Source organism: Vulcanimicrobium alpinum (assembly GCF_027923555.1).
Classification (GTDB): Bacteria; Vulcanimicrobiota; Vulcanimicrobiia; order Vulcanimicrobiales; family Vulcanimicrobiaceae; genus Vulcanimicrobium; species Vulcanimicrobium alpinum.
Genome location: NZ_AP025523.1, coordinates 1,171,791 through 1,193,769 on the forward strand (window position 1 = coordinate 1,171,791; position 21,979 = coordinate 1,193,769).

The 21,979-nt window shown below is 72.0% G+C and carries 22 protein-coding genes; 15 read left to right on the forward strand and 7 right to left on the reverse strand.

Annotated features, from left to right (window positions below; genetic code table 11):
• Positions 1 to 36: 36 nt before the first annotated feature.
• Both WPS_RS05815 and WPS_RS05820 read right to left on the reverse strand, forming a co-directional pair.
• A complete protein-coding gene (locus tag WPS_RS05815) occupies positions 37 to 1,227 on the reverse strand; it encodes a DUF3999 family protein (protein WP_317996906.1) in 1,191 nt (396 codons plus the stop codon).
• Positions 1,224 to 2,942 carry a DUF2339 domain-containing protein gene (locus WPS_RS05820; RefSeq protein ID WP_317996907.1) on the reverse strand — a complete coding sequence of 573 codons (1,719 nt, stop codon included), beginning with the start codon at positions 2,940 to 2,942 and terminating at the stop codon, positions 1,224 to 1,226. The genes WPS_RS05815 and WPS_RS05820 overlap by 4 nt, the downstream gene beginning before the upstream one ends.
• Before the next feature lie 132 nt (positions 2,943 to 3,074).
• Here WPS_RS05820 and WPS_RS05825 point away from each other — a divergent pair, with 132 nt between their 5' ends.
• Positions 3,075 to 4,382, forward strand: coding sequence for a formimidoylglutamate deiminase (locus WPS_RS05825; RefSeq protein WP_317996908.1), 1,308 nt, complete (start codon positions 3,075 to 3,077; stop codon positions 4,380 to 4,382).
• On the opposite strand, the gene WPS_RS05830 is transcribed toward WPS_RS05825, so the two are convergent.
• Positions 4,374 to 5,441: an NAD(P)H-dependent flavin oxidoreductase gene (locus WPS_RS05830; RefSeq protein WP_317996909.1), complete on the reverse strand. Its 1,068-nt coding sequence runs from the start codon at positions 5,439 to 5,441 to the stop codon at positions 4,374 to 4,376. The two genes, WPS_RS05825 and WPS_RS05830, sit on opposite strands and share 9 nt — an antisense overlap.
• A 48-nt stretch (positions 5,442 to 5,489) precedes the next feature.
• Entirely contained in the window at positions 5,490 to 6,077 is a 588-nt protein-coding gene (locus WPS_RS05835) for a Dyp-type peroxidase (RefSeq protein ID WP_317996910.1), read from the reverse strand.
• Between the two features lie 422 nt (positions 6,078 to 6,499).
• Between WPS_RS05835 and WPS_RS05840 the strand changes: the two genes are divergently transcribed.
• The 3 genes from WPS_RS05840 (at position 6,500) to WPS_RS05850 (ending at position 10,117) form a co-directional block, all read left to right on the forward strand.
• On the forward strand, positions 6,500 to 7,645 hold the full coding sequence (locus WPS_RS05840; protein WP_317996911.1) for a trans-sulfuration enzyme family protein: 1,146 nt from the start codon (positions 6,500 to 6,502) through the stop codon (positions 7,643 to 7,645).
• 80 nt (positions 7,646 to 7,725) lie between these two features.
• Positions 7,726 to 8,022: an STAS domain-containing protein gene (locus WPS_RS05845; RefSeq protein ID WP_317996912.1), complete on the forward strand. Its 297-nt coding sequence runs from the start codon at positions 7,726 to 7,728 to the stop codon at positions 8,020 to 8,022.
• Positions 8,023 to 8,032: 10 nt separating this feature from the next.
• Complete coding sequence (locus WPS_RS05850; protein ID WP_317996913.1) at positions 8,033 to 10,117, forward strand: molybdopterin dinucleotide binding domain-containing protein; 2,085 nt, start codon at positions 8,033 to 8,035, stop codon at positions 10,115 to 10,117.
• Here WPS_RS05850 and WPS_RS05855 read toward each other — a convergent pair.
• Positions 10,105 to 10,740, reverse strand: coding sequence for a MarC family protein (locus tag WPS_RS05855; protein ID WP_317996914.1), 636 nt, complete (start codon positions 10,738 to 10,740; stop codon positions 10,105 to 10,107). The genes WPS_RS05850 and WPS_RS05855 overlap by 13 nt on opposite strands.
• Before the next feature lie 46 nt (positions 10,741 to 10,786).
• Positions 10,787 to 11,560, reverse strand: a complete 774-nt coding sequence (locus WPS_RS05860; protein ID WP_405054936.1) for a helix-turn-helix domain-containing protein — start codon at positions 11,558 to 11,560, stop codon at positions 10,787 to 10,789.
• On the opposite strand from WPS_RS05860, the gene WPS_RS05865 reads away from it, so the two are divergent.
• Positions 11,450 to 11,689, forward strand: coding sequence for a hypothetical protein (locus WPS_RS05865; RefSeq protein ID WP_317996916.1), 240 nt, complete (start codon positions 11,450 to 11,452; stop codon positions 11,687 to 11,689). The genes WPS_RS05860 and WPS_RS05865 overlap by 111 nt on opposite strands.
• Positions 11,690 to 11,818: 129 nt before the next feature.
• On the forward strand, positions 11,819 to 12,451 hold the full coding sequence (locus tag WPS_RS05870; protein WP_317996917.1) for a PP2C family protein-serine/threonine phosphatase: 633 nt from the start codon (positions 11,819 to 11,821) through the stop codon (positions 12,449 to 12,451).
• On the opposite strand, the gene WPS_RS05875 is transcribed toward WPS_RS05870, so the two are convergent.
• Positions 12,448 to 12,969, reverse strand: coding sequence for a MarR family winged helix-turn-helix transcriptional regulator (locus tag WPS_RS05875; RefSeq protein WP_317996918.1), 522 nt, complete (start codon positions 12,967 to 12,969; stop codon positions 12,448 to 12,450). The two genes, WPS_RS05870 and WPS_RS05875, sit on opposite strands and share 4 nt — an antisense overlap.
• Positions 12,970 to 13,158: 189 nt before the next feature.
• Between WPS_RS05875 and WPS_RS05880 the strand changes: the two genes are divergently transcribed.
• Genes WPS_RS05880 through WPS_RS05920 form a run of 9 tightly spaced genes read left to right on the forward strand, consistent with a single transcriptional unit; the run spans position 13,159 to position 21,969 of the window.
• Positions 13,159 to 13,998, forward strand: coding sequence for an ABC transporter ATP-binding protein (locus tag WPS_RS05880; RefSeq protein ID WP_317996919.1), 840 nt, complete (start codon positions 13,159 to 13,161; stop codon positions 13,996 to 13,998).
• A complete protein-coding gene (locus WPS_RS05885; protein WP_317996920.1) occupies positions 13,998 to 14,960 on the forward strand; it encodes an ABC transporter substrate-binding protein in 963 nt (320 codons plus the stop codon). The genes WPS_RS05880 and WPS_RS05885 overlap by 1 nt, the downstream gene beginning before the upstream one ends.
• A complete protein-coding gene (locus WPS_RS05890) occupies positions 14,957 to 15,706 on the forward strand; it encodes an ABC transporter permease (RefSeq protein WP_317996921.1) in 750 nt (249 codons plus the stop codon). The genes WPS_RS05885 and WPS_RS05890 overlap by 4 nt, the downstream gene beginning before the upstream one ends.
• A complete protein-coding gene (locus WPS_RS05895) occupies positions 15,703 to 16,434 on the forward strand; it encodes an ABC transporter permease (protein WP_317996922.1) in 732 nt (243 codons plus the stop codon). Before WPS_RS05890 ends, WPS_RS05895 begins: the two co-directional genes overlap by 4 nt.
• Entirely contained in the window at positions 16,431 to 17,342 is a 912-nt protein-coding gene (locus WPS_RS05900) for an NAD(P)-dependent oxidoreductase (protein ID WP_317996923.1), read from the forward strand. The genes WPS_RS05895 and WPS_RS05900 overlap by 4 nt, the downstream gene beginning before the upstream one ends.
• The gene (locus tag WPS_RS05905; RefSeq protein WP_317996924.1) at positions 17,339 to 17,830 is read left to right on the forward strand and encodes a cupin domain-containing protein; all 492 of its coding nucleotides are present in this window, start codon (positions 17,339 to 17,341) and stop codon (positions 17,828 to 17,830) included. Before WPS_RS05900 ends, WPS_RS05905 begins: the two co-directional genes overlap by 4 nt.
• Complete coding sequence (locus WPS_RS05910) at positions 17,823 to 18,740, forward strand: ABC transporter substrate-binding protein (RefSeq protein WP_317996925.1); 918 nt, start codon at positions 17,823 to 17,825, stop codon at positions 18,738 to 18,740. The genes WPS_RS05905 and WPS_RS05910 overlap by 8 nt, the downstream gene beginning before the upstream one ends.
• Positions 18,737 to 20,224, forward strand: a complete 1,488-nt coding sequence (locus WPS_RS05915) for an aldehyde dehydrogenase family protein (protein WP_317996926.1) — start codon at positions 18,737 to 18,739, stop codon at positions 20,222 to 20,224. Before WPS_RS05910 ends, WPS_RS05915 begins: the two co-directional genes overlap by 4 nt.
• On the forward strand, positions 20,221 to 21,969 hold the full coding sequence (locus WPS_RS05920) for a thiamine pyrophosphate-binding protein (protein WP_317996927.1): 1,749 nt from the start codon (positions 20,221 to 20,223) through the stop codon (positions 21,967 to 21,969). Before WPS_RS05915 ends, WPS_RS05920 begins: the two co-directional genes overlap by 4 nt.
• The last annotated feature ends 10 nt before the right edge of the window (positions 21,970 to 21,979 follow it).

The window sequence follows — 21,979 nt, forward strand, 5'->3', positions numbered from 1 at the left end:
CCGGGCGCCGTGACGGAGTCGCGCATGGCGCCCGCTCTACGACGGACGCGTTGCTCGCACCGTTTGCAGTGCGAGCGCGCCGAGAACGGCGGCGACGGCGACCAGCGCCGCGGTGACGAGCCAGGGCGCGCGTTCGGTGATCGGCCGCGCGTCACGGAAACTGCCGTTCGGGACCGTCGCCGCGGTGCCGGCGGCGGCGGCGCGCCACGGTTCGTGCGCGAGCTCCGCGGCGAGATCGTAGGCCGGCGCCGCCGCCGCGTCGTTCCCGGAGAGGAGCCGGTACGCGACGCCGGGTACCGCGGTGAAGACGACGGCGCGTCCGCGGCGCAGCAGAACGGCGTGCACGCTCGCCAGCGGAGCGTCGTCGCCGTTGTCGACGACGACGCGCCAGCGCCGCGCGGTGCGCTCGGAAAACGGGAACGAGAGCTGCGCGCTGCCGTCGGCATAGCGCGCGATCGTCCCGTCGCCGGCCCGCGACCAGGTCGCGCCGTCATCGCCTGCTTCGACGTGCGCGGCGCGCGCGAACGTGCCGCGCGCACCGCTGAACGCGACCGCCGCAGGGCGGACCGCGCCGCCGGGGTCGATCGTGACGATCGTGCGGTGCGCCGCTGCATCTTCGTGCACGTGCGTGTCGGCGGCGACGGCGCGCGGCGCGGCGGCGTCGCGTTCGGTGCGGTCGACGGTCGCGCCTTCAATCGGGAACGCCGCATGGCCGTCGAGAATCCGCACGCGCAGCCACCGCGAGCGCGTCGGAGAAAATGCGATGCTGCGGTTGCCGCGGCCGCCGTCCTGGGCGACGCGATAGACGAACGCGTCGTTGCGCACGATCCGCCAGTGCCGGCGGTCGTCGCTCGCGTCGATCGCGACGGTCGTGAAGTACGTCGGCCGCCGCGCGTCGTCGATCGCGAGCGCGATCGTATCGACCGGCGCCGTGCCGTCGCCGAGGTCGAACACCGCCTGGGTGAAGCGCCCCGGGACGAAGCCGCGGTCGACCGCGCCCAGGACGCGCGGCGCTGAGGGCGCACGCTCGGGATCGAGTGCGAACGGAACCTCACCACCCTGCGCGTCGACGACGCGCAGCGACGGATAACCGCCGTCGGCATCGGGCGCGATCGCCTGCGGAAGCGCGACGCGCACGTAGCGCGTGACCGCGGCAGGCGCGATGACGACCGGCGTCACGGCGGTCCACGCCGTCCACGCCGTCCCCGCGTCGACGGCAGCGCTCACGCGTCACCGTCGGCGCTGCGGCGCGCCGTCGCGCGGGTGTACCAGGCCGACACGGCGACCAGGACGCCGCCGAGCACGACGAACGATCCGACCCGGTAAGCCGCATCGACCGAGGCGAGATCGACCGCGAACACTTTGAGGATCGTGAGCGCGAACAGCGCCAGGCCCTGCCAGCGCGCCGTCGCGTTCCCGCTGCGCAGACCAAGCCCGAACAGCGCGGTAGCGTAGCACGTCCACAGCACCGAGAGCGCGAACTGCGCGTGGCTCGGCACCGCGACGTTCCAATTCGCGCCGCCGAGGAGATCGAGCACGAGGCGCGAGCATCCCGCGAGCGCCGTCACGTTGAAGGCGACCGCGGCCGCGTCGAGCCACGGCGGCGCGGGCGCGGCCTCCAGCACGATGGCGCGCGCGGCGAGCGCGCCCGCGATCCACAGCACGAAGGCGGTGATCAGCGGATTGAGGAGCGTCGTCGACGGCGCGTCGGTCAGCGCCGAGCCGATCAGCCACAGCGCCGTCAGCGCGAACAGCGTCAGGCCCGCCCAGGTGATGCGCCGGTCGCCGCCGCGCGTTCCGAGCGCGACGAGCAGCGCGGCTTCGAGGACGAACGCGTCGTCAAGCGAGAACGCTTTCAGCAGCGCGGGGAGCGCCGCGGTGGCGGCGGCGAGTCCGAGATAGCCGTACGTTACCGCGAGCGCGCGCGGCAGCATGCGCAGCCGTGCGACCGCGATCAGTGCTGCTGCGAACGCGAGCAGCGCGATCCCGAGCGCAAATCGCTCGCGATCGAAGATCGCCGCGAGCGCGCCGGCGAACGCGATCGCGTCGATCGCGATCAGCGCGGCGTACGCCGGGAGACGCGCCGCCGTCCGCAGCGCACCCATGGTATAGGCGATCGCGAAGGTGAGCGTAAACGCGAGCGCGAGCGCGAGCCCGGCGAGCTGTTCGCGCGGGCCGCTCACCGGGAGGAACGCGGGCGTGTAGCACAGATCGGCGGCGAGCGCGAGCGGCGCGATGGTGAAGAAGCCGTTGCGGACCGCGATCGTCAGCAGCCCCGCGGTGAGCACGAGCAGATAGCTCCCGAGCACGACGCGGTCGGAAGGACCGCCGGCGAGCAGCGCCGGCGTGAGCGCGCCGCCGATCAGCGAGAGCACCGCGAGCCGCTCGGAGCGATGCGATGCCGCGAGCGCGCAGATCGCCGCCGTCACCGCGAGCATCGCGGCGAATGCCGCACCGCGCCCGACGTGGAGTTCCGGAAACACCGCGACCGACGCCCACAGCGAGAGGTACACGATCCCGGCGCCCAGCGCGACGAGCCCTTCGTTTGCGAAGCGATACGCGCCGCGCAGGCCGCGCGCGCCCGCCGTCATCAGCGCGGCGCCGGCAAGAAGTCCCAGCACGATGCGCACCGGCGGCGCGATCCAGCCTTTGGTGAACGCCAGCTCGAGGAAGAACGCCGTGCCGAGCAGCACCAGCAGGACGCCCGCGATCTGCAGGCCGCGGCCCGCAACCAGATTCTCCAGCGAGCGCTTCCGCGGCGGCACGTACGGCGGCGCCGCAGCGGCGGCTTCCGGCGGGGCGGCGACGGCGGCCGGCGCCGGCGATGCCGCCGCCTCGGGCGCGACCCCGGTGCGGGCGGCGTCGACGTCGATGCGCAGGCTTCGCACCTGCGCCTCGAGGACGAGGCGCGCGTCGAGCGCCTCGTAGGGACGGGGGTTCATCGCTGCCGGCCTCCGTGGACGCGCGAAACGATCGGGAACTGCATACACCGAGCATAGCGATCCCGAAGCGCCGGCCGCGTCCGTAGTTCTACGCAGGCGGAGTTCACCGCGCGCGGCGCGCACCTTGCCGGGATGCGGCTGTTCGCACAGACGGCGCTCCTCCCCAGCGGCTGGGCGCCCGACGTCGCGATCGAGATCGCGCCGGACGGGACGATCCTGAGCGCCGTTCCGGGATCGCGCGTTTCACCGGACGACGAGCGGATCGACGGCCCGCTGATCCCCGGGATCGCGAACCTGCACTCGCACGCGTTTCAGCGCGCGATGGCGGGAACCGCGGAGCGCCGCGTCCGCGGCGACGATGATTTCTGGTCGTGGCGCGATGCGATGTACGCGCTCGCGGCGACGCTCGATCCCGACGCGCTGCACGCGGCGGCGCTCGCCGTCTACCGCGCGATGCTCGCGGCCGGCTACACCGCGGTCGCGGAGTTCCACTATCTGCACCGCGATCCGCAGGGACGCTGGTACGCCGACCGTGCCGCGATGGCGCGCGCGCTCGTCGAAGCGGCGAAAAGCGCGGGGATCGCGATCTGTCTCCTGCCGGCGCTCTACGCGCAGGGCGACGCCGGCGGCGTGCCGCTTTCGCCGCGCCAGCAGCGGTTTGCCGCGACGTCCGACGCCGTGCTCGGCATCGCCCGCGATCTGCGCTCGACGTACGCGCGCGACCCGGCGGTGACGATCGGCGTCTGCGCGCACTCGCTGCGCGCGGTGACGCCCGGCGAACTGCGCGCACTCGTCGACGGATCACCGCGCGACGTCCCGGTGCACCTGCACGTCGCCGAACAGACGCGCGAAGTCGAGGCGGTGGAGGCGGCGCTCGGCGCGCGCCCCGCGGCGTGGCTGCTGGAGCACTTCGACGTCGACGCGCGCTGGTGTTTCATCCACGCGACGCATCTCGACGAACGCGAGCGCGACGGGCTCGCGCGCAGCGGCGCCGTCGCCGGCCTGTGTCCGACGACCGAGGCGAATCTCGGCGACGGGCTCTTTGCGCTCGCGCCGTACCTGCGTGCCGGAGGCGCGTTCGGGATCGGCTCCGACAGCAACGTCTCGATCGCGCCGGTCGAAGAACTGCGCTGGCTCGAGTACGGTCAGCGCCTGCTCCATCGCCGCCGCATCGTCGCAGCGACCGGCGACGGCGCGTCCGCCGGTGAGACGCTGTACCGCGGCGCGGCGGCGGGCGGCGCGCGCGCGTGCGGATTCGCCGCCGGGACGATCGCGCCGCAGCAGCGCGCCGATTTCGTCGTCCTCGACGACGCGCAGCCGCCGCTGGCGGGCGCGCCCCCGCACGAACTGCTCGACCGCTACGTGTTCGCGGCCGACCGCGCCGCGCCGCGCGCCGTCATGAGCGGCGGCCGCTGGCGCGCGGGCGCGCCGTCAGCGTGAATCCGCGAGCGTCGCGCGCGCCGCGGCGAGCGACTCGTGCGCGCCGGAGACGAGCCGGCGCACGATCTCGGCGGCGGGAAGCGCTCGCGAGAGCGCGACGGCCTGCCCCGCCCACATCGAGAGGAACTCCGTCCGCCCCGCGGCGGCTGCCGCGGCGCGGAGATCGCCGGTGAGCGCGTGCTGGAACGGATACGGAGCGATCGCGTCATCGCCGTCCATCTCGTCGATGAAGCGGTTGCGCACGCCGCGCGCGTAGCGTCCCGAGAACGCGTTGGTCAGCACCGTGCGGCGCGCTGCGTCGGAGGCGAGTACCGCGCGCGCCGGCGCCGGCACCGCCGATTCGTCGGCGAGCAGAAACGCCGATCCCACCTGCGCCGCGGCGGCGCCCAGCGCGAGGACGGCGGCGACGCCGCGGCCGTCGCCGATCCCGCCCGCCGCCAGCACCGGGACGCGCACGGCGTCGACCGCTTGCGGAACCAGCGCGAGCGTCCCGGTCAGCGCGTCGTCGACCGCCGAACGGATCGTGCCGTGATGGCCGCCGGCCTCGAACCCTTGCATGCAGACCGCGTCGGCGCCGGCACGTTCGAGCGCGACCGCTTGATCGACGGTCTCCGCGGTGCCGAGCGTGAAGATTCCGAGCTCCCAGCAGCGCGCGAACACGGCCGCATCGGGGATTCCGAACGTGAAGCTGAACACTGCAGGACGTGCCGCGAACATTGCCTCGAGCTGGCCTTCCCAGGTGACGGAGGAGACGCGCGGCTGCGCCGGCTGGGCGATCCCGAGTTCTTCGCGATACGGCCGCAGGCGTTCGTTCGCGCGCGCCAGCTGCTCCGCCGACGCGCCCGGCGACGTGTCGACGAACAGGTTCACCGCGAACGGGCGATCGGTCAGCGCGCGCACGCGCGCGATCCGTTCGCGGATCATCTCCGGCGCATCGTAGCCGCCAGGGAGCGAGCCGAGGCCGCCGGCGTTCGCGACCGCCGCAACGAGTTCGGGCGAGGTGGCGCCCGCCATCGGCGCCTGCACGATCGGAACGGTCAGAAACGGGAGGCGATGCATGCGTTCAGGGTACGCCGCGCGCACCACCGCGTCTGCGACCGAGGTCGGTCAGTCTTCCGCCGGCGTCGCGAACCGTCCCAGCGCCCCGATCGACGGGATGAAATAGTACGCCCCCGTGAGCGGCGTCGTGTAGCGGGTGAGCGCGTCGCGGACGCCGATCCCCGCCATCTGCTCGAGCATGCGATGCATCCGCCATTGCTCGCGCGAAAACCCGACGAAGACGGTGCCGTGATCGGTCACCGTTCCGTACGGCACGTTGCGCCGGAAGATCTTTTGCTCCTCGCCGTCGACGTTGACTTTGGTGCGCGCGACGTGCGAGTCGGGCGGCATCGCGTCGTCGTCGAACTCGATGCTGTCGGCCTTGGTGCGGCCGATGATGCGCTCTTGCGCGTCGACGGGAAGCGCGTGAAAGACGGCGCTGTCGTGAGGCCACTGCTGAAAGAGCAGCACGCTCCCGCCGGCGCCCGGCATCTCGTCGGGGATCAGCGCGATCTCGGGTGCGTCGAGCAGCGACGGGTTCTCGGTGCCGTCTTCGAACCCGGTGAGATCGCGGCTGTGACGGTACGACCAGCCGGTCAGCTCGCGTTCGAGCCGCGCCGCCGGCGAGAGCGCCGATCGCCGCGGTCGCAAGATCAAAGACGACGTCGTACGACGCACCCGCGATCCACAGCCAGATGTCGGCTTGCGTTGCGGGCATCGTGTAGCCGTCCGCGCCGTGCATCGGCGCGTCGAAGCCGCGCACCTCGGCCGGCATGTCGTCGGGCGCGAGGGCGCGCCACAGTTCCGGCCGGAATCCGGCGACGAAGTTGACGCCGCCGACGGTGGTGCGCGGTTCGTGGATGTCGGCGACGATGCGCGCGACGTCCGGCGGCGCGACGCCGGCGGCGAGACGAAATTCGAGGTACGTGTGCGCCGCGTCGGCCCAGCGCGAAGATCCCCGTTTGCGGTGCGGCCATCAGCGGCCCATCGGTCCGAAAAGCACGCGCGTACGTTCCGTGCCGAGCCGACGGTGCCTTGCGCGGGGCGGCGCGCGCGCGGCGCGCGGCGAAGGCGCCGGGGTGAAGACCGAACCCGCAGCATCGCAGGCGACCCGCGTCGTGCACGCGGCCGCCGGCGGACCCGACGCCCTGCGCGCGGTCTCGCCGCCGCTCTATCTTTCGACGACGTTCGAGCGCGACGAGCACTACGCGTTTCCCGGCGGCTTCGACTACGCCCGCGAAGCGAACCCCAACCGCACGATGCTCGAGGAGGCGCTCGCGCAGCTCGAAGGCGGTGTCGAGGCGGCGGCGTTCGCGAGCGGGATGGCGGCGGCGATGACGCTGTTTCAAGCGCTGCAGCCGGGCGATCGCGTCGTCGTCGCGCACGACACGTACTACGGCGTGCGCGCGATGCTGAACGAGGTCTTCGTCCCGTGGGGGCTGCGCGTCGAGTACGTCGACGCATCCGATCCGCATGCGCTCGCGGCAGCGCTCGCGCGTCCGGCGCGTCTGATCTTTGTCGAAACGCCGTCGAACCCGATGCTGCGCGTGACCGATCTCGCCGCCGCGGCGCGGCTCGCGCACGACGCGGGCGCGCTGCTCGCCTGCGACAACACGATGGCGACGCCGGTCTTCCAGCAGCCGCTCGCGCTCGGCGCCGACATCGTGGTGCACGCGACGACGAAATATCTCGCCGGCAATCACGACGCGATGGGCGGCGCGCTCGTCACCGCGCGAGCCGATGCCTTCTGGGACGGGATCCGCCGGCGGCAGAAGCTCTGCGGCGCGATCCCGTCGCCGTTCGCGTCGTGGCTGACCCTGCGCGGGATCAGCACGCTCGTCCCGAGGATGCGCTGGCACGACGCGACGGCGCTCGCCATCGCGCACGCGCTCGCCGGAGATGCGCGCGTCGCCGAGGTGCTCCATCCCGGCCTGCGGTCGCACCCCGCGCACGCGGTCGCGGCGCGGCAGAGCAGCGGCACCGGCGGGGTCTTTTCGATCCGCGTCGCCGGCGGCCGCGACGCCGCGCTCCGCGTCGCCTCGCGGCTGCGGCTCTTTCGCCGCGCGACGAGCTTCGGCGGCGCCGAGAGCCTCGTCGAGCACCGTGCGACCGTCGAAGGCGCCGGCTCGCCGACGCCGCCCGATCTGCTGCGGCTCGCGATCGGCCTCGAGGCCGCCGACGACCTGATCGGCGACCTCGACCGTGCTTTGGAACCCCGGCGATGAACGACGGTCGGGGAACGGACAGACGCGGGCCTGCTGGTGTGCTACGATGGATGCCCGTCAGCGAGCGTCGAGAGGCTCCCGTGGCACAGCAGGTTCCGGTGGTCCGCCTGATCGGCGAGTACGACGTCTACTCCGCGTCCGCTCTCGCCGAGATGCTGCAGCCGATCACGGGCCGCGGGATCGTCGACCTCACTGCGGTCCGGTATCTCGACTCCGCCGGCCTCGCGCAGCTCGCACGGTTGGCGAACCGCGTCGGTCCGCACGCCGTCGTGCTGGTAGCGCCGAACCCGCAGATTCGCCGCGTGCTCGCGCTGGCGCGATTCGACCGGCTCTTCGTCGTGGTCGACGAACTCGACGACGCACGCCGAGTGCTGTGAGCGCACGCGCGTGAGCGCGCTGCGCGACGGGATCCACCTGCGGGCCTGCAACCTGTGCGAGGCGATCTGCGGGCTCGCGATCACGGTCGAGGGCGGCGCGGTCGTCGACCTGCGCGGCGATGCCGCAGATGTGTTCTCGAAGGGCCACATCTGCCCGAAGGGATCGGCGCTGATCGATCTGCACGCCGATCCCGACCGCCTGACCGCGCCGCTGCGCCGGCGCGGCACGCAATGGGAGCCGATCGGCTGGGACGACGCGTACGATCTGGTCGTGCGTGGGCTGCAGGACGTCGTCGCTCGCTGCGGCGACGATGCCGTTGCGATCTACCTGGGCAACCCGAACGTCCACAACAGCGGAACGATGCTCTCGTCGGGCGGATTTCTGCGCGCGCTGCGCACGCGCAACCGGTTCAGCGCGACGAGCGTCGATCAATTGCCGCATCACCGCGCCGCACTCGAGATGTTCGGTCACCCGCTGCTGCTCCCGATCCCCGACGTCGACCGCACCGATCACTTCCTGGTCCTCGGTGCCAATCCGCTCGTCTCCAACGGGAGCATGCTGACGGCGCCGGGGATGCGCGACCGCGTGCGCGCGATCCGCGAGCGCGGCGGCCGCGTCATCGTGATCGATCCGCGGCGCAGTGAGACCGCGGCCGCAGCCGACGAGCATCACTTCATCCGGCCCGGCACCGACGCGCTCTTCCTGCTCGCGCTGATGAACGCGATCGATGCGGCCGGCGAGGCGCGCCTCGGCCGCCTCACGCCGTTCACCGACGGCTTCGACGCGCTGCGCGCGGCGGCGCGCGCGTTTCCGCCCGAACGCGTCGCCGCGCCCACCGGGATCGATGCCGCGACGATCCGCCGGATCGCGCGCGCGTTCGCGAGCGCGCCGCGCGCTGTTGCGTACGGACGCATCGGGCTCTCGACGCAGCCCTTCGGCGGCCTCTGCCAATGGCTCCTCAACGCGCTCAACGCGGTGACGGAGAACCTCGACGCGCCGGGCGGCGCGATGTGGCCGCTGCCGGCGTTCGATCTGCTGCAGGGAGCGAAGCGCGGCCAGGCGCACGCCGGCCGCTGGCGCTCGCGCGCGCGCGGCCTGCCCGAATTCGACGGCGAGTTCCCCGTCGCGACGCTGATCGACGAACTGCGCACGCCGGGTCCGGGCCGCGTGCGCGCGTTCGTCACCGTCGCCGGCAACCCGGTCCTCTCGACGCCCTCCGGCGCAGAGCTCGACGCGGCGCTCGCGGATCTGGAGTTCATGGTGAGCGTCGATCCGTATCTGAACGAAACGACGCGTCACGCCGACGTGATCCTTCCGCCGGCGATCGGCCTGGAAGTCGAACACTACGACGTCATCTTCCATCACCTGGCGGTGCGCAACACCGCGCGCTACAGCGAGGCGATTGCCGTGCTCGACGAAAGCCAACGGTACGACTGGCAGATCTTCGAGGCGCTGCGCCTGCGCATGACCGGGGCGACCGGTGCTCCGCCGCACGTGCGGATCGATCGGGCATTGCGCGCCGGACCGTACCGTACCAACCTCGACGACGTGCGCGCGCATCCGCACGGCGTCGACTACGGCCCGCCCAAGCCCGTGCTGCCCGAGCGGTTGCTCACGGCAGACAGCAGGGTGCAGCTTGCGCCGCCTGCGATGCTCGCCGACCTACCGCGGCTCGAGACGATGTTCGCCGAACCGCCTCCGGCGCTGAGCCTGATCGGGCGCCGGCAGCTGCGCAGCAACAACTCGTGGATGCACAACGCGCCGCGCCTGATGCGCGGCGGCGATCGCTGCACGCTGCAGCTCCATCCGCTCGACGCGGATGCGCGCGCGATCGGCGACGGCGATCGCGTCGAGGTCCGCTCCCGCACCGGTGCGGTCGTCGTACCCGCGGAGATCACCGACGCGGTGATGCCGGGTGTCGTCAGCCTCCCGCACGGTTTCGGTCACGGGCACGGCGGAACGCGGCTTTCGGTCGCATCGGAGACGCCCGGCGCAAGCATCAACGATCTGACCGATCGCGAACGGATCGACGAACTCACCGGAAACGCCGCATTCAGCGGAACGCCGGTCGAGGTCGTGCGCTATCCGGCGTGATGCAGCAGCGGTGAACTGACGAGGCCGTTGATGACGAACTGCACCGCCAGCGCCGCCAGGATGATCCCGAGCAGCCGCGTCACGACGTGAATTCCGGTGTTGCCGATCACGCGGTGCACGTACGTCGCCGAGCTCATGCACAGCCACGTGACGGCGAGCGCCGCGGCGTAGGCGCCCGCGACGGTGAGAACGCGCGCCGGCTCGCCGCGCGTCAGCCCGCCGAGCAGCAGCACCGTCGCGATCGTCCCCGGACCCGCGATCATCGGCACCGCCAGCGGAAAGACCGCGGGGTTCTCCGCCTCCGAGGCTTCGCGCGTTTCCTCGGCGGTCTGCTTCGCGCCGGTTTGACGCGCGAAGAGCATGTCGATCGCGATCAGAAACAGCAGCACGCCCCCGGCGATCGTGAACGCTGAAAGCGTGATGCCGAGATACGCGAGAAGCGGATGCCCGATGAGCGCCATGACCGCGATGATGATCGCGGCGACGAGCACGGCTTCGTTCACGATGCGCTGGCGCCGTCCCGGCGTCGACGCGGTCGCCACCAGCGTCAGCGGGATCATCCCGACCGGATCGATGATGGTGAACGCGGTCGCAAACGCGGTCGCGGCGAACGGAAAGTCCACTGCTGCTGGTTGCGGCGGCGGCGCGCACTCTCCTCGGCGCAGGGCGTCAGGAGGCGTCGGGGACGACGAGCAGTTCGTCGGACGGCGGTTCGGCGATCGCCCAGCCGTGCAGCGCGTCCTCGCTCGTGATCAACGCGGCGCTCGCGAGCCGCTGCAGCACGTCGATCGCGTCGAGCGCCGCACGATCGGGGATGCCGAGTTCCAGCGAGGCGACGCCGAACATCGCGCGGCACGTACCGCCGGCGGCAATCTGCGCTGCGGCGTAGCTCTGGACGCCGAGGACGTCGCGGCGCTCGCGCATCTCGTCGGTATCGATCCGGCGCAAATCCGGACAGATCGAGATGCGCGCGCGCAGTGCGCAGTTCCAGCCGGGATGCTGCTGCTCTTCGCGCCGCCCCTCGAGATACGATGCGCCCCCGCCGCCCGCGACCGTGTAGAGCAGCGCATGCGGCAGCGTCACGCAGCCCCAGGTATCGTACCGCTCACCGCACGCATCGTGGAGCGCGCGCGCCGCGATCCGGACGATCTCCTCGGGCGTCGTCGCGCTCCACATCCGGCGTGCGACCGCGGCCGCGGCGCCGAGCGACGAGCGCACGTCGCCGCGCGCGAGGCGATCGAGTTCGGGCCGCGCGAGCCGCGCGAGCTCGCTGCGCTCTTCGGCGCCGAGCCGCAAGGCGTCACCGATCCGCTCGAGCGCGTTGAGCGAGACTTGCGCGACGCCGGTCTCGAAGCGCGTGTACCAGGCGACGCTGATCTGCGCGAGCTCGGCGACCTCCTCGCGCCGCAGACCGCGCGTCCGGCGCCGGCCGTACCAGCGCAGGCCGGCCTCGGCGGGGTCGACCCGGCGCCGGGCTTGCAGCAGAAACCCGCGCAGGGCGCGGCGCCGCTCATCGTCGCGAAGTATCGGAGGATCAGGTTACCACCCGCGCCCGAAGCGGTGGAGGGGTGAAGATGTGCCCCCCTTGAGGAGCCCGGCACATTTTGTTGGGTTTTCGCGGCCCCATGCAACGCGGTAGCATCGGCTATGGAGTTGCGTCTGCCGCCGCCGCCACGGCGCACGGCAGAAGATCGACCCCGGGTGTGGGCGCGCGCCGGCTCGCCGTGCGGACGGGGCGGCGACCGCGCGCTGGCGATCGACTGTCCCGACGAAAACCGCTTCGTCTTCGTCGCCGACGTCGCGGGGCGCGGGCGGGGCGCCGAACGGCCCGCCGACTTTCTCGCCGACGCGGCGCGCTTGCTGGTGTGCCAGGGGATGGGCGTCGCGACGGCGCTGGAGACGCTGAGTCTCGCGTTCGGCCACTATTTCGGCGGACGCTTCGCCTCGGCGTTCCTGGCGTGCATCTGCGACGACGGCACCGTCGCGTGGGCCTCGGCGGGACATCCCGACGCGTTGATCGTGCGCGCCGAGGGCGAACACGAGCATCTCGGGGCAAGCGGCCCGCTGTTGGGCGTCTTTCGCGATCCGTCGTATCGCGAGTCGTCGTCGGCGCTCCACGACGGCGATCTGCTCGTGGTGACGACCGACGGGGTCTCCGACGCGCTGCTCGACGACGGCACCCGGATCGGTGAGCGCGGCGTCGCGCGCTGCGCGCACGCGGTCCGCGACGCCGCGCGCGATCCGGCCGGCGCGTTCGTGTACCACCTGTTCGGCGCGATGCGGGCGCGGCTCGACGACGACTGGGCGGTGCTTGCCGCGCGCCGCGCGGGCTAGCGCCGGGCGGCGCGGCGCCGCGGCCCCGCGCCGGGACCGCGTTCGCGATGCGCCCGCACGTTGTCGCGCACGCGGTGCAGCAGGTCGCGCAGCATCTCGATCTCGTCTGACGAAAACCCGTCGACGGCGATCTCGTTGATCTCGACCGCGTAGCCGAGCAGCACGTCGCGCAGGCGGCGCCCGCGCAATGAGAGGTGCAGGTGAATCTTGCGGCGATCGGCGGTGCTGCGGCGGCGCTCGACCAGACCGCGTGCTTCCATCGCGTCGATCGCGGCGTTCGTCGAGTTCTCGAAGAGTCCGATGCGCTCGCTGAGCTCGCGCTGCGTCATCCCGTCGGCGTCCCACAGTTCGCGCATGATGAAGTATTGCCCGAGCGTGACGTCGTGGCGTTCGATCCGTTCCTGGAGGTCGCGCATCATCGCCCGCGACGATTCGCGCAGCAGGTAGCCGACGCTGCGGTTGCGGTCCAGGTGAAAGCCGCGCGTCTGTTCCAGCCGGGTATCGCTCGCTCGTCTCATCGCACCGTATCTCGTCTCGGTCGTCGCCGGGACTCCGCCCCATGCGGCCCCTCTTGCGCGCATTCGCGGTCCGGAGTATAGTTCCATGCTAGAACGGTTCTAGTATCGAAGTAAATGAACGGTGACGACGATGCGCGTGAAAACGACGATGGACCGGGGTGTGGGCGGCCGCTGCGCGGCCGGGGCGGCATGACGACGGCCGTCCCGGCCGCGGAGCAGGCGGCGCAGGCGCGCGAAGGCGCGGCGCTGGTGCTCGACCGCATCGCCAAGACCTATCGCGGTGCGGGCGGCGGCGTCGCCGCGCTGGGACCGGTCGACCTGGAGGTGTGGCGCGGCGAGTTCGTGTCGATCGTCGGCCCGAGCGGTTGCGGAAAGTCGACGCTGTTTTCGATCGTCGGCGGGCTTGCGGAGGAGTACGACGGCCGGGTGCTGATCGACGGCCGCGCGGTTCGCGGCCCGCAGCGCGAGATCGGGATGGTGTTTCAGGAAGAGTCGACGTTTCCGTGGCTGAGCGCGCTGGAGAACGTCGCGTTTCCGCTGCGGGTCGCGGGCGTGGCGCGCGCCGAACGCGAGACGCGCGCACGGCGCATGCTGCGGCTGGTCGGCCTCGAGGGATTCGAGGGCGCGCGCCCGGCGAAACTGTCGGGCGGGATGCGCCAGCGCACGGCGTTGGCGCGCACGCTGATCGCGCAGCCGCGCATTCTGCTGATGGACGAGCCGTTCGCCGCGCTCGACGAGCAGACGCGGCTCCTGCTCGGCGATCGTCTGCTCGACGTGTGGCGCGAACTCGAACAGACGACATTGCTGATCACGCACAGCATCGCCGAAGCGGTGCAGCTCTCGGACCGCGTCGTCGTGATGACGTTCCGGCCCGGCCGCGTCAAGCGCATCGTCAAAATCGATCTGCCGCGCCCGCGCACCTCCGCGATCTTGGGGAGCGAGCGCTTCGGGCACTTCGTCAGCCTGATCTGGAGCGAACTGCGCGACGAAGCGCTGCGCGGACTCGACGCGCGGGAGGAACGCTGCTGATGGACCGTTCGCTTTTCATCGCGTCGCTGGCCGCCGCGACGGCGCCGCAGATCGTGCCGCGCCGAACGGAGGAACTCCAGCCGCTGCGTGCCGCGATCGGACAGCGCGGGGCGTGGGACACGATGATCGTGCCGCAGGGGGTCGAGGAGGGGATTTTCCGCCGCGCCGGGCTCGACGTCCAGCCGACGTTCACCGCCGGGGGATCGGACACGCTGCAGGCGGTGACGACCGGCAGCGCCGACGTCGGCATCGGCGTCGGGACGACCGGCGCGATCGGCGCGTTCGCGAAAGGCGCGCCGTTGCGCATCATCAGCGGCGAGTTCACCGGCGCGAGCGACATCTTTTTCTACGTCCGCGCCGACAGCAGCATCCGATCGATGGCGCAGATGCAGGGCCGCACCCTCGGTTTTTCGCGCCCCGGATCGTCGTCGTTCATCGCCGCGCATCTCCTCGCGACCCGCGCGAACGTCGTGCCGTCGTTCGTGCCGTCGGGCGAGACGGCGGCGACGTTCACTCAGGTGATGTCGGGTCAGCTCGATGCGGGCTGGGCCGTGCCGCCGCTGGTGCTCGACGCGCTGCGCGACGGCAAGGTGCGCATCCTGGCGCGCGCATCCGAACTCCCGGACCTGCGGCATCAGACGATCCGCGTCAACGTCGCCAACGCGACGTACGCGCGCGACCGTCACGATCTCCTCGCGCGCTTCGTCGGGGCATACCGCGAGACGGTCGCGTGGATGTATCGCGACCGTCGCGCCGCGCTCGCGCGCTACGCGCGCTACAACGGGATCGCGCCGGCGATCGCCGCCGACGCGCTGGGATTCTATCCGCAAGCGGCGGTCGCGACGCTCTCGATCGCCGGCTTCCGCCGCAGCCTCGACGACGCGCTCGCTTATAAGAACATCACCAAGCCGCTGGACGCCGATCAGGTGCGCGACCTCTTCGACGTCGTCTACACGCGATGAACCCGCGCGGCACGGCCGCCGCGCTGCCGGCGCTCGCGATCCTCGTCGCGGCGCTCGCCGCGCTCGCCGCGGCGTCGGCGGCGGGCGCGCTCCCGGCGACGGTCGTTCCGTCGCCCGCGGCCGTCGCGCGCGCGTTTGCGGTGCTGTTCGCCGACGGCGACATTGTCGTGCCGTTCGCGACGACGGTCGGGCTCGCGACGGCGTCGACCGCCTTGGCGGCGGCGTTCGGACTTCCGCTGGGGCTCCTGCTGGCACGCCGGGCCTCCCTCGGCAGAGCGTACGAGGCCTGGCTCGGCGCGGCGTTCGCAGCGCCGGTCGCGCTGCTCTACCCGCTCTTCCTCGTCGTCACCGGACGTTCGCTGCGCACCGTTGTCGTGATGGCGGCGCTCGCCGCGGCGATCCCGATCGTCATCAAAACGCGCGAAGCGTTCGCGGGAGTCCCGCGCGTCTTTACCGACGTCGCCTCGAGCTTCCGACTGAACGCGCGGACGCGGTTCGCGCTGGTCGAACTGCCGGCCGCCGTCCCGGTGCTGTTCGACGGCCTGCGGCTCGGATTGATCTACGCGCTGGTCAACGTCATCGGGGTCGAATACCTGGTCGATCTGGGCGGGCTGGGGCGCGTCGTCTCCGATCGCTATGCGGTCTACGATATCCCCGAGACGTACGCCGCGATCGTGCTGGTGCTGATCGCGAGTTTCGCGTTGCTGTACGCGCTCGATCGGCTGCAGCGGGCGGTGCACGAATGAGCGCGGTGCTGCGCATCCGGCTCGTCACCGCCGCCGCCGTGCTGACGGCGTACGAAGCCGCCGCGCGCAGCGGGCTGTTCTACCAGGGCGTATTTCCGCCGCTCGGCGCGGTCGGGCGCGCGCTCGCGGCAACGCTGGCGGCGCCGCAGTTCTACGCGAACCTCGAAGTGACCGCGACGGAGATCGCGGCCGGGTTCGCGATCGGCGCGGTGCTCGGCGTCCCCGCCGGCGTCGCGCTCGGCGCCGGCCCGCGGCTGCGCGCGGCGTTCGCGCCGTACGTCGACGCGTTCGCGACGGCGCCGAAAGTGATCTGGCTGCCGATCGCGATGCTGGCGCTCGGCGCCGGGCCGGCGTCGAAGGCGGCGCTCGCCGCGGCCGCCGCGTTCTTCCCGATCGTCATCGCGGTCGCGGCCGGGACGCGCCACGTTCCGGCGGTGTACGTGCGTGTCGCGCGCGTCGCGCACGCGTCGGCCTGGCAGCGCCTGCGCTGGGTCTACCTGCCGGCGCTGCGCGTTCCGATCGTCACCGGTTTGCGGTTGGGCTTCGGCCTCGCGGTCACGATCGTGCTGCTCGCCGAGATCAAGATCTCCGACCGCGGCGCCGGCTTCCTCGTCATCGACGCGTACAACCATTTCCGCATCGCAGAGATGGATGCGCTGCTGATCGTGCTCTTCGCGCTCGCCGTGGCTGCGAACGGCGCGATGGGACGCCTGGCGGAGGAGACGTGAGCTGGGAGCGCGGCGCCGGCCGCCCGGCTACGGTCGGCGTGCTTGGTGCGGGCCGGATGGGTCTGCCGATCGCGCGTCAGCTCGTGGGCGCCGGGTTCCATACGATCGCGTACCGCCGCGGCGCGGGCGACGAACTTCGCGCCGCCGGGGCGCGCGTCGCGGGTTCGGTCGCGGAACTCTGCGTCGGTGCCGAAGTCGTGATCTCGCTGCTCCCCTCCGCCGACGCGGTGCACGCCGTACTGCCCGAACTCGTGCGGGGCTTGCGTCCCGGCTCGGTGCTCGTCGACATGGCGACGCTCGGCCTCGCGGTGAAGAAGCAGGTACGAGACGCGCTCGAGCCGCGCGGCGTCGCGATGCTCGATTGCCCGATCAGCGGCGGCCCGATGATGATCCCGCGCCGCGAGAACGTCGTCCTCGGCAGCGGCGAGCCCGACGCATTCGAGCACGCGCGACCGCCGCTCGAGTCGTTCTCCGCGAACGTGCTCTATCTGGGCGTCTTCGGCACGGGATCGCGCGTGAAATTCATCGCGCAGCAGCTCGTCGCCGTGCACAACCTGGCCGCCGCCGAGGCCCTGCGCTACGCGATGCGCAGCGGGATCGACGCAAATACGGTGATCGCCGCGATCGTCCCGAGCATCGCGTCGTCGCGTTTCTTCGAACAGCGCGCGCCGATGATGGTCGAGCGGCGGTTCTCGCCGGCGCTCGGACCGATCGGGATGCTCGCGAAAGATCTGCCTCCGGTGCTCGACGATGCCGACGAGATCGGCGTCGCAATGCCGCTGCTGCGGACCGCGCAGCGTTACTACGCCGCGGCGCTCGAGGCCGGGATGGGCGAGCTCGACGTCGCCGCGATGATCGACGCGCTCGAACTCGACGGTGCTGCGCTGCAGCACGAGGTGAACCGATGATCGACAACATCGCACAGCGCGGGTGCCGAAGCGGCTGCTGCGTCTCCATGGTCGGCGACGTCTACGTGTTTCTCGCGACCGGCGCGGAGACGAACGGCGCCTATTTTCTGATGGACGGGATCGTCCCGCCCGGCGGCGGCCCGCCCCTGCACGTGCACTCGCGCGAGGACGAAGCGTTCTACGTCGCCGCCGGCGAGTTCGAAATCGAGTACGGCGAGCGCACGCAGCGGCTCGGGCCGACCGGATTCGTGCATTGCCGGCGCGGCGTCGCGCACCGCTTCCGCAACGTCGGCACGCAGCCCGGACGCTTGCTGCAGATGTTCACGCCGGCGGGGATCGAGCAGTTTTTCTACGCCGCCGGGACCGAGGTCGCCGGCGCGGATGCCGAGCCGCTGCCGGTGACGCCGGCCGACATCGAGCGGCTGCTGCTCGCCGCCGCCGAACACGGGATCGAGATCCGTCTGCCTGAGGGCGATCATCATGGGTGACACCAGGATGACCGTCGCGATCGTCGCGCCCGCTTTCGTGTACATGCCGTTGTGGGCGGCCGCGTCGGAAGGGCTGTTTCGCGATGAAGGTCTCGACGTCACGATCGAGGTCGCGGGCGGGACGACGCACGGCGTCACGGAGCGTCTGCTCGACGGCCGCGCGCAGATCGGGATCGGGACCCCCGAGGGCGTGCTGCTCGACGGAAGCGGCGATCTCGTCATCATCGCGGGCCATGCGAACCGCGCCGCGCTCTCGCTCGTCGCGCAGCCGCGTTTTCGCAACGTTGGCGAACTGCGCGGCGCGCGCTTCGGCGTCGCCTCGCTCACCGAAGGGACGGCGTACATCCTGCGCGAGATGCTGGCTCAGCGCGGGCTGCACGACGGCGACTACGCGCTGCTCGAAGTCGGAACGCATCCGGTGCGCTGGGAAGCGCTCAAAGCGGGGACGCTCGACGCGGCGCTGCAGCTCGTGCCGTTCAACTACATGGCCGAGGACGCCGGCTTCGCGATACTCGCGCAGGCCTACGACGACGTCCCCGACTACGCGTTCACCACGGTGAACGTGCGGCGCTCCTGGGCCGGCGCGCAGCCCGCGATCGTCGAGGCGTTCTTGCGCGCGCTGCTGCGCGGCACGGCCTGGATCTACGACCATCCCGCCGCGAGCGTCCGCGTCGCGGCCTCCGCCTCCGGCGTTCCGGAAGCGTACGTCGAGCGCGCGGTGCGCGAGTTCGTCGACCGCCGCGTCGTCGCGCGCGATCTGTCGCTGAGCCGCGCCGGGCTCGCCAAGGTGGAAGAGACGCTCGCTCATGCCGGCGCGACGCGCGCGGCCGACGCGGATCGCGCGATCGACCTGCGCGCGCTCGAACGCGCCCGCGCTTCCCTCGCCCAACTTTCCCGGAGCACTTCATGAGTACGACCATCGCCATGTCGACGCAGGACGTGCACGCGCGCGCCTTCGCCGAACCGTTCGCCATGCTGATCGACGGCGCGCTGTGCGGTGCCGAGGACGGCGCGACATTCGCCACCGTCAACCCCTCGACCGAAGCCGCGCTCGCCGACGTCCCGCTCGCGGGCCGCGAGCAGGTCGCGCGCGCGGTCGACGCGGCGCAGCGCGCATCGGCGGCGTGGCGGGGCGCCTCGCTTCCGGAGCGGATCGCCGCGGTCACCCGCACGATCGAGATCCTGCGCGAACATGCCGAAGAACTGAGCTATCTCGACGCGCTCGACGGCGGACTCGTCCTCGCCGAGGCACGCAAGGACGTCGCGCTCGCGGGCGCCTGGATCGGCTACATGCTCGGCGCGGCGATGGAGGTGAAGGGGCACACGCTCCCGTTCGCCGACCGCGGCTGGCTGCTGACAAAGCGCGAGCCGTACGGCGTCGTCGCGCGGATCGGCGCGTTCAACCATCCGCTGCTGTTCACCGCCGGGAAGATCGCCGCGCCGCTGCTCATGGGGAACGCGGTCATCGTCAAGACGCCCGAACAGGCGCCGCTCTCGTCGCTGCTCTTCGGCCGACTCGTCCGGGACGTCTTTCCGCCGGGGGTGCTGCAGATTCTCAGCGGCGACGGCCCGACGACCGGCGACGCGCTCGTACGGCACCCGCGCGTCAAACGCATTGCGCTGATCGGCAGCGTCGAGACGGCGATGCGCATCCAGCGAAGCGCCGCCGAGACCGCGGTCAAACACGTCACGCTCGAACTCGGCGGGAAGAACGCGATGATCGTGTTCCCCGACGCCGACCTCGACCGCGCGGTCGAAGGCGCGACGTCGAGCACGAACATGCAGCAGAGCGCCGGCCAATCGTGCGGTTCGATCACGCGCCTCTTTCTCCACGAGTCGGTCCACGACGCGTTCGTCGAGCGCCTGGCGGCGCGCGTCGCGCAGATCGCGGTCGGCGATCCGCTCGCGCCCGGGACGCAGATGGGTCCGCTGGTGTCGGAGGCGCAGTACCGGCGCGTACTGGGGTACATCGACGCGGGGCGCTCGGAGGGCGCGTCGGTGGTGACCGGCGGCGTCGCGCCGGCGTGGCGCGAGAAGGGCTTCTTTGTCGAGCCCACCGTCTTCGGCGGCGTCACGCCGGCGATGCGCATCGCGCGCGAAGAGATCTTCGGGCCGGTCCTCTCGGTTCTGCGCTGGTCGGACCGCGAGGCGATGCTCGCGCAGGCCAACGCCGTCGAACTCGGGCTCACCGGATCGGTGTGGACGCGCGATCTCGCGACCGCGATGGAGTGCGCCGATGCGCTCGACAGCGGCTACGTGTGGGTCAACGGGGCGGCGCGCCACTTCATCGGCGCGCCGTTCGGCGGCCACAAGAACAGCGGCGTCGACGTCGAGGAGAGCATCGAGGAACTCTACAGCTACACGCAGTCCAAGACGATCAGTCTGTGCGCATGAGCGTCGCGGCGCACTGGGCCAGCGATGCGATCGCGCTCGCGCTGCGCGACGCGCTGGGCGTCGACTACGTCGCGCTCAACCCCGGGGCGAGCTTCCGCGGCCTGCACGACAGCCTGGTGCATCTCGGCGGTCCGCCGATGCTGGTGTGCCTGCACGAAGAGCATGCCGTCGCGATCGCGCACGGGTACGCGAAGGTCGCCGAACGGCCGATGGCGGCGATCCTGCACAGCAACGTCGGGCTGATGCACGGTGCGATGGCGATCTACAACGCCTGGTGCGATCGCGCGCCGGTCGTGATCGTCGGCGCGACGGGCCCGGTCGACGCGGCGCGGCGGCGGCCGTGGATCGACTGGATCCACACCGCCGCCGATCAGGCCGCGCTGGTCCGTCCGTTCACGAAGTGGGACGATCAGCCGGCGTCGCTGCGCGCCGCACTCGACGCGCTCGCGCGCGCGGACGCCGTCGCGCGCACCGAACCGTGCGGACCGGTCTACGTCTGTCTCGACGCGGCGCTGCAGGAGGCCCCGATCGACGCGATGCCGGCGCTCCCGCAGATGCGCCGCCATCGCGCGCCGGCGCGCGCCGTCCCCGCCGCCGCCGAGATCGCGCGGATCGTCGAGGTGCTCGACGCGGCGCAGCGTCCGGTCATCCTCGTCGGGCGGGTTTCGCGCGATCGCGCCGCGTGGGACGCGCGCGTCGCGCTTGCCGAACGGCTCGGCGCGCGCGTCGTCACCGATCTCAAACTCGCCGCAGGCTTTCCCACCGCGCACCCGCTCCACGGCGTCCCCGGCTACTTTCTCGACGACGAGGCGAAGCGGGCGATCCGCGACGCCGACGCGATCGTGAGCCTCGACGCGGTCGATCTCGCCGGGATCCTCGCGCAGGCGTACGGCGACCGGATCCCCGCCGCGACCGTCGTCTCGATCTCGCTCGATCGCTACGCGCTGCGCGGCTGGACGATGGATGCGGGCGGCCTCGCGACGATCGACGTCGACGTCGCCGCTCACCCCGATGCCGTCGTCCCGCTCGTCCTCGCCGCGCTCGAGCCGCGCCCCCGCACGCCGTTCGCGGCGGCGCACGCGGTACCATTGCCCGCAGCGCCGTTGCATGGGCCGATCCGTCTTCCCGGTCTTGCCCGCGCGCTCGCCGGCGCACTCGGAAACCGGCCGTACACGCTGACGCGCGTCCCGCTCGGGTGGGGCGGCGATCTGATACCGTTCGCGGATCCGCTCGCCTATCTCGGATACGACGGTGGCGCGGGGGTCGGTTCCGGTCCCGGGATGGCCGTCGGCGCCGCGCTCGCATTGCGCGGGACGGGACGCGTCCCGGTCGCCGTGCTCGGCGACGGCGACTTTCTGATGGGGTGCACCGCGCTGTGGACGGCCGTGGCCAACGCGATTCCGCTGCTCGTGGTCGTCGCCGACAATCGCGCATATTACAACGACGTCGTCCATCAGGAACGCATCGCGCGCGAACGCGGGCGTCCGCTCGAAAACCGCTGGACGGGCCAGCGCATCGACGATCCGCCGGTCGATCTCGTCGCGATGGCGCGCGCGCAGGGCGCGCACACCTTCGGGCCGGTCGCCGATGCGGCGGATCTCCCCGGCGTGCTCGCGCAGGCCGTCGAAGCGACCGCCGCCGGCGCGGTGTGCTTCGTCGCCGTAGCAGTCGAAGCGGAGTACGATGCGGCGATGACCGCAGCGCTTTCGCGGGACGCCGGAGCGAACGGAGCGCTGCGCGGCTGACTGGTGCGGT

What these genes read in the sequence shown, in the direction of transcription:
- WPS_RS05825 (WP_317996908.1), top strand. Translation starts at nt 3,075, where the DNA reads ATGCGGCTGTTCGCACAGACGGCGCTCCTCCCCAGCGGCTGGGCGCCC.
- WPS_RS05915 (WP_317996926.1), top strand. Translation starts at nt 18,737, where the DNA reads ATGAGTACGACCATCGCCATGTCGACGCAGGACGTGCACGCGCGCGCC.
- WPS_RS05890 (WP_317996921.1), top strand. Translation starts at nt 14,957, where the DNA reads ATGAACCCGCGCGGCACGGCCGCCGCGCTGCCGGCGCTCGCGATCCTC.
- WPS_RS05830 (WP_317996909.1), bottom strand. Translation starts at nt 5,441, where the DNA reads ATGCATCGCCTCCCGTTTCTGACCGTTCCGATCGTGCAGGCGCCGATG.
- WPS_RS05880 (WP_317996919.1), top strand. Translation starts at nt 13,159, where the DNA reads ATGACGACGGCCGTCCCGGCCGCGGAGCAGGCGGCGCAGGCGCGCGAA.
- WPS_RS05910 (WP_317996925.1), top strand. Translation starts at nt 17,823, where the DNA reads ATGGGTGACACCAGGATGACCGTCGCGATCGTCGCGCCCGCTTTCGTG.
- WPS_RS05885 (WP_317996920.1), top strand. Translation starts at nt 13,998, where the DNA reads ATGGACCGTTCGCTTTTCATCGCGTCGCTGGCCGCCGCGACGGCGCCG.
- WPS_RS05895 (WP_317996922.1), top strand. Translation starts at nt 15,703, where the DNA reads ATGAGCGCGGTGCTGCGCATCCGGCTCGTCACCGCCGCCGCCGTGCTG.
- WPS_RS05920 (WP_317996927.1), top strand. Translation starts at nt 20,221, where the DNA reads ATGAGCGTCGCGGCGCACTGGGCCAGCGATGCGATCGCGCTCGCGCTG.
- WPS_RS05875 (WP_317996918.1), bottom strand. Translation starts at nt 12,969, where the DNA reads ATGAGACGAGCGAGCGATACCCGGCTGGAACAGACGCGCGGCTTTCAC.
- WPS_RS05820 (WP_317996907.1), bottom strand. Translation starts at nt 2,942, where the DNA reads ATGAACCCCCGTCCCTACGAGGCGCTCGACGCGCGCCTCGTCCTCGAG.
- WPS_RS05905 (WP_317996924.1), top strand. Translation starts at nt 17,339, where the DNA reads ATGATCGACAACATCGCACAGCGCGGGTGCCGAAGCGGCTGCTGCGTC.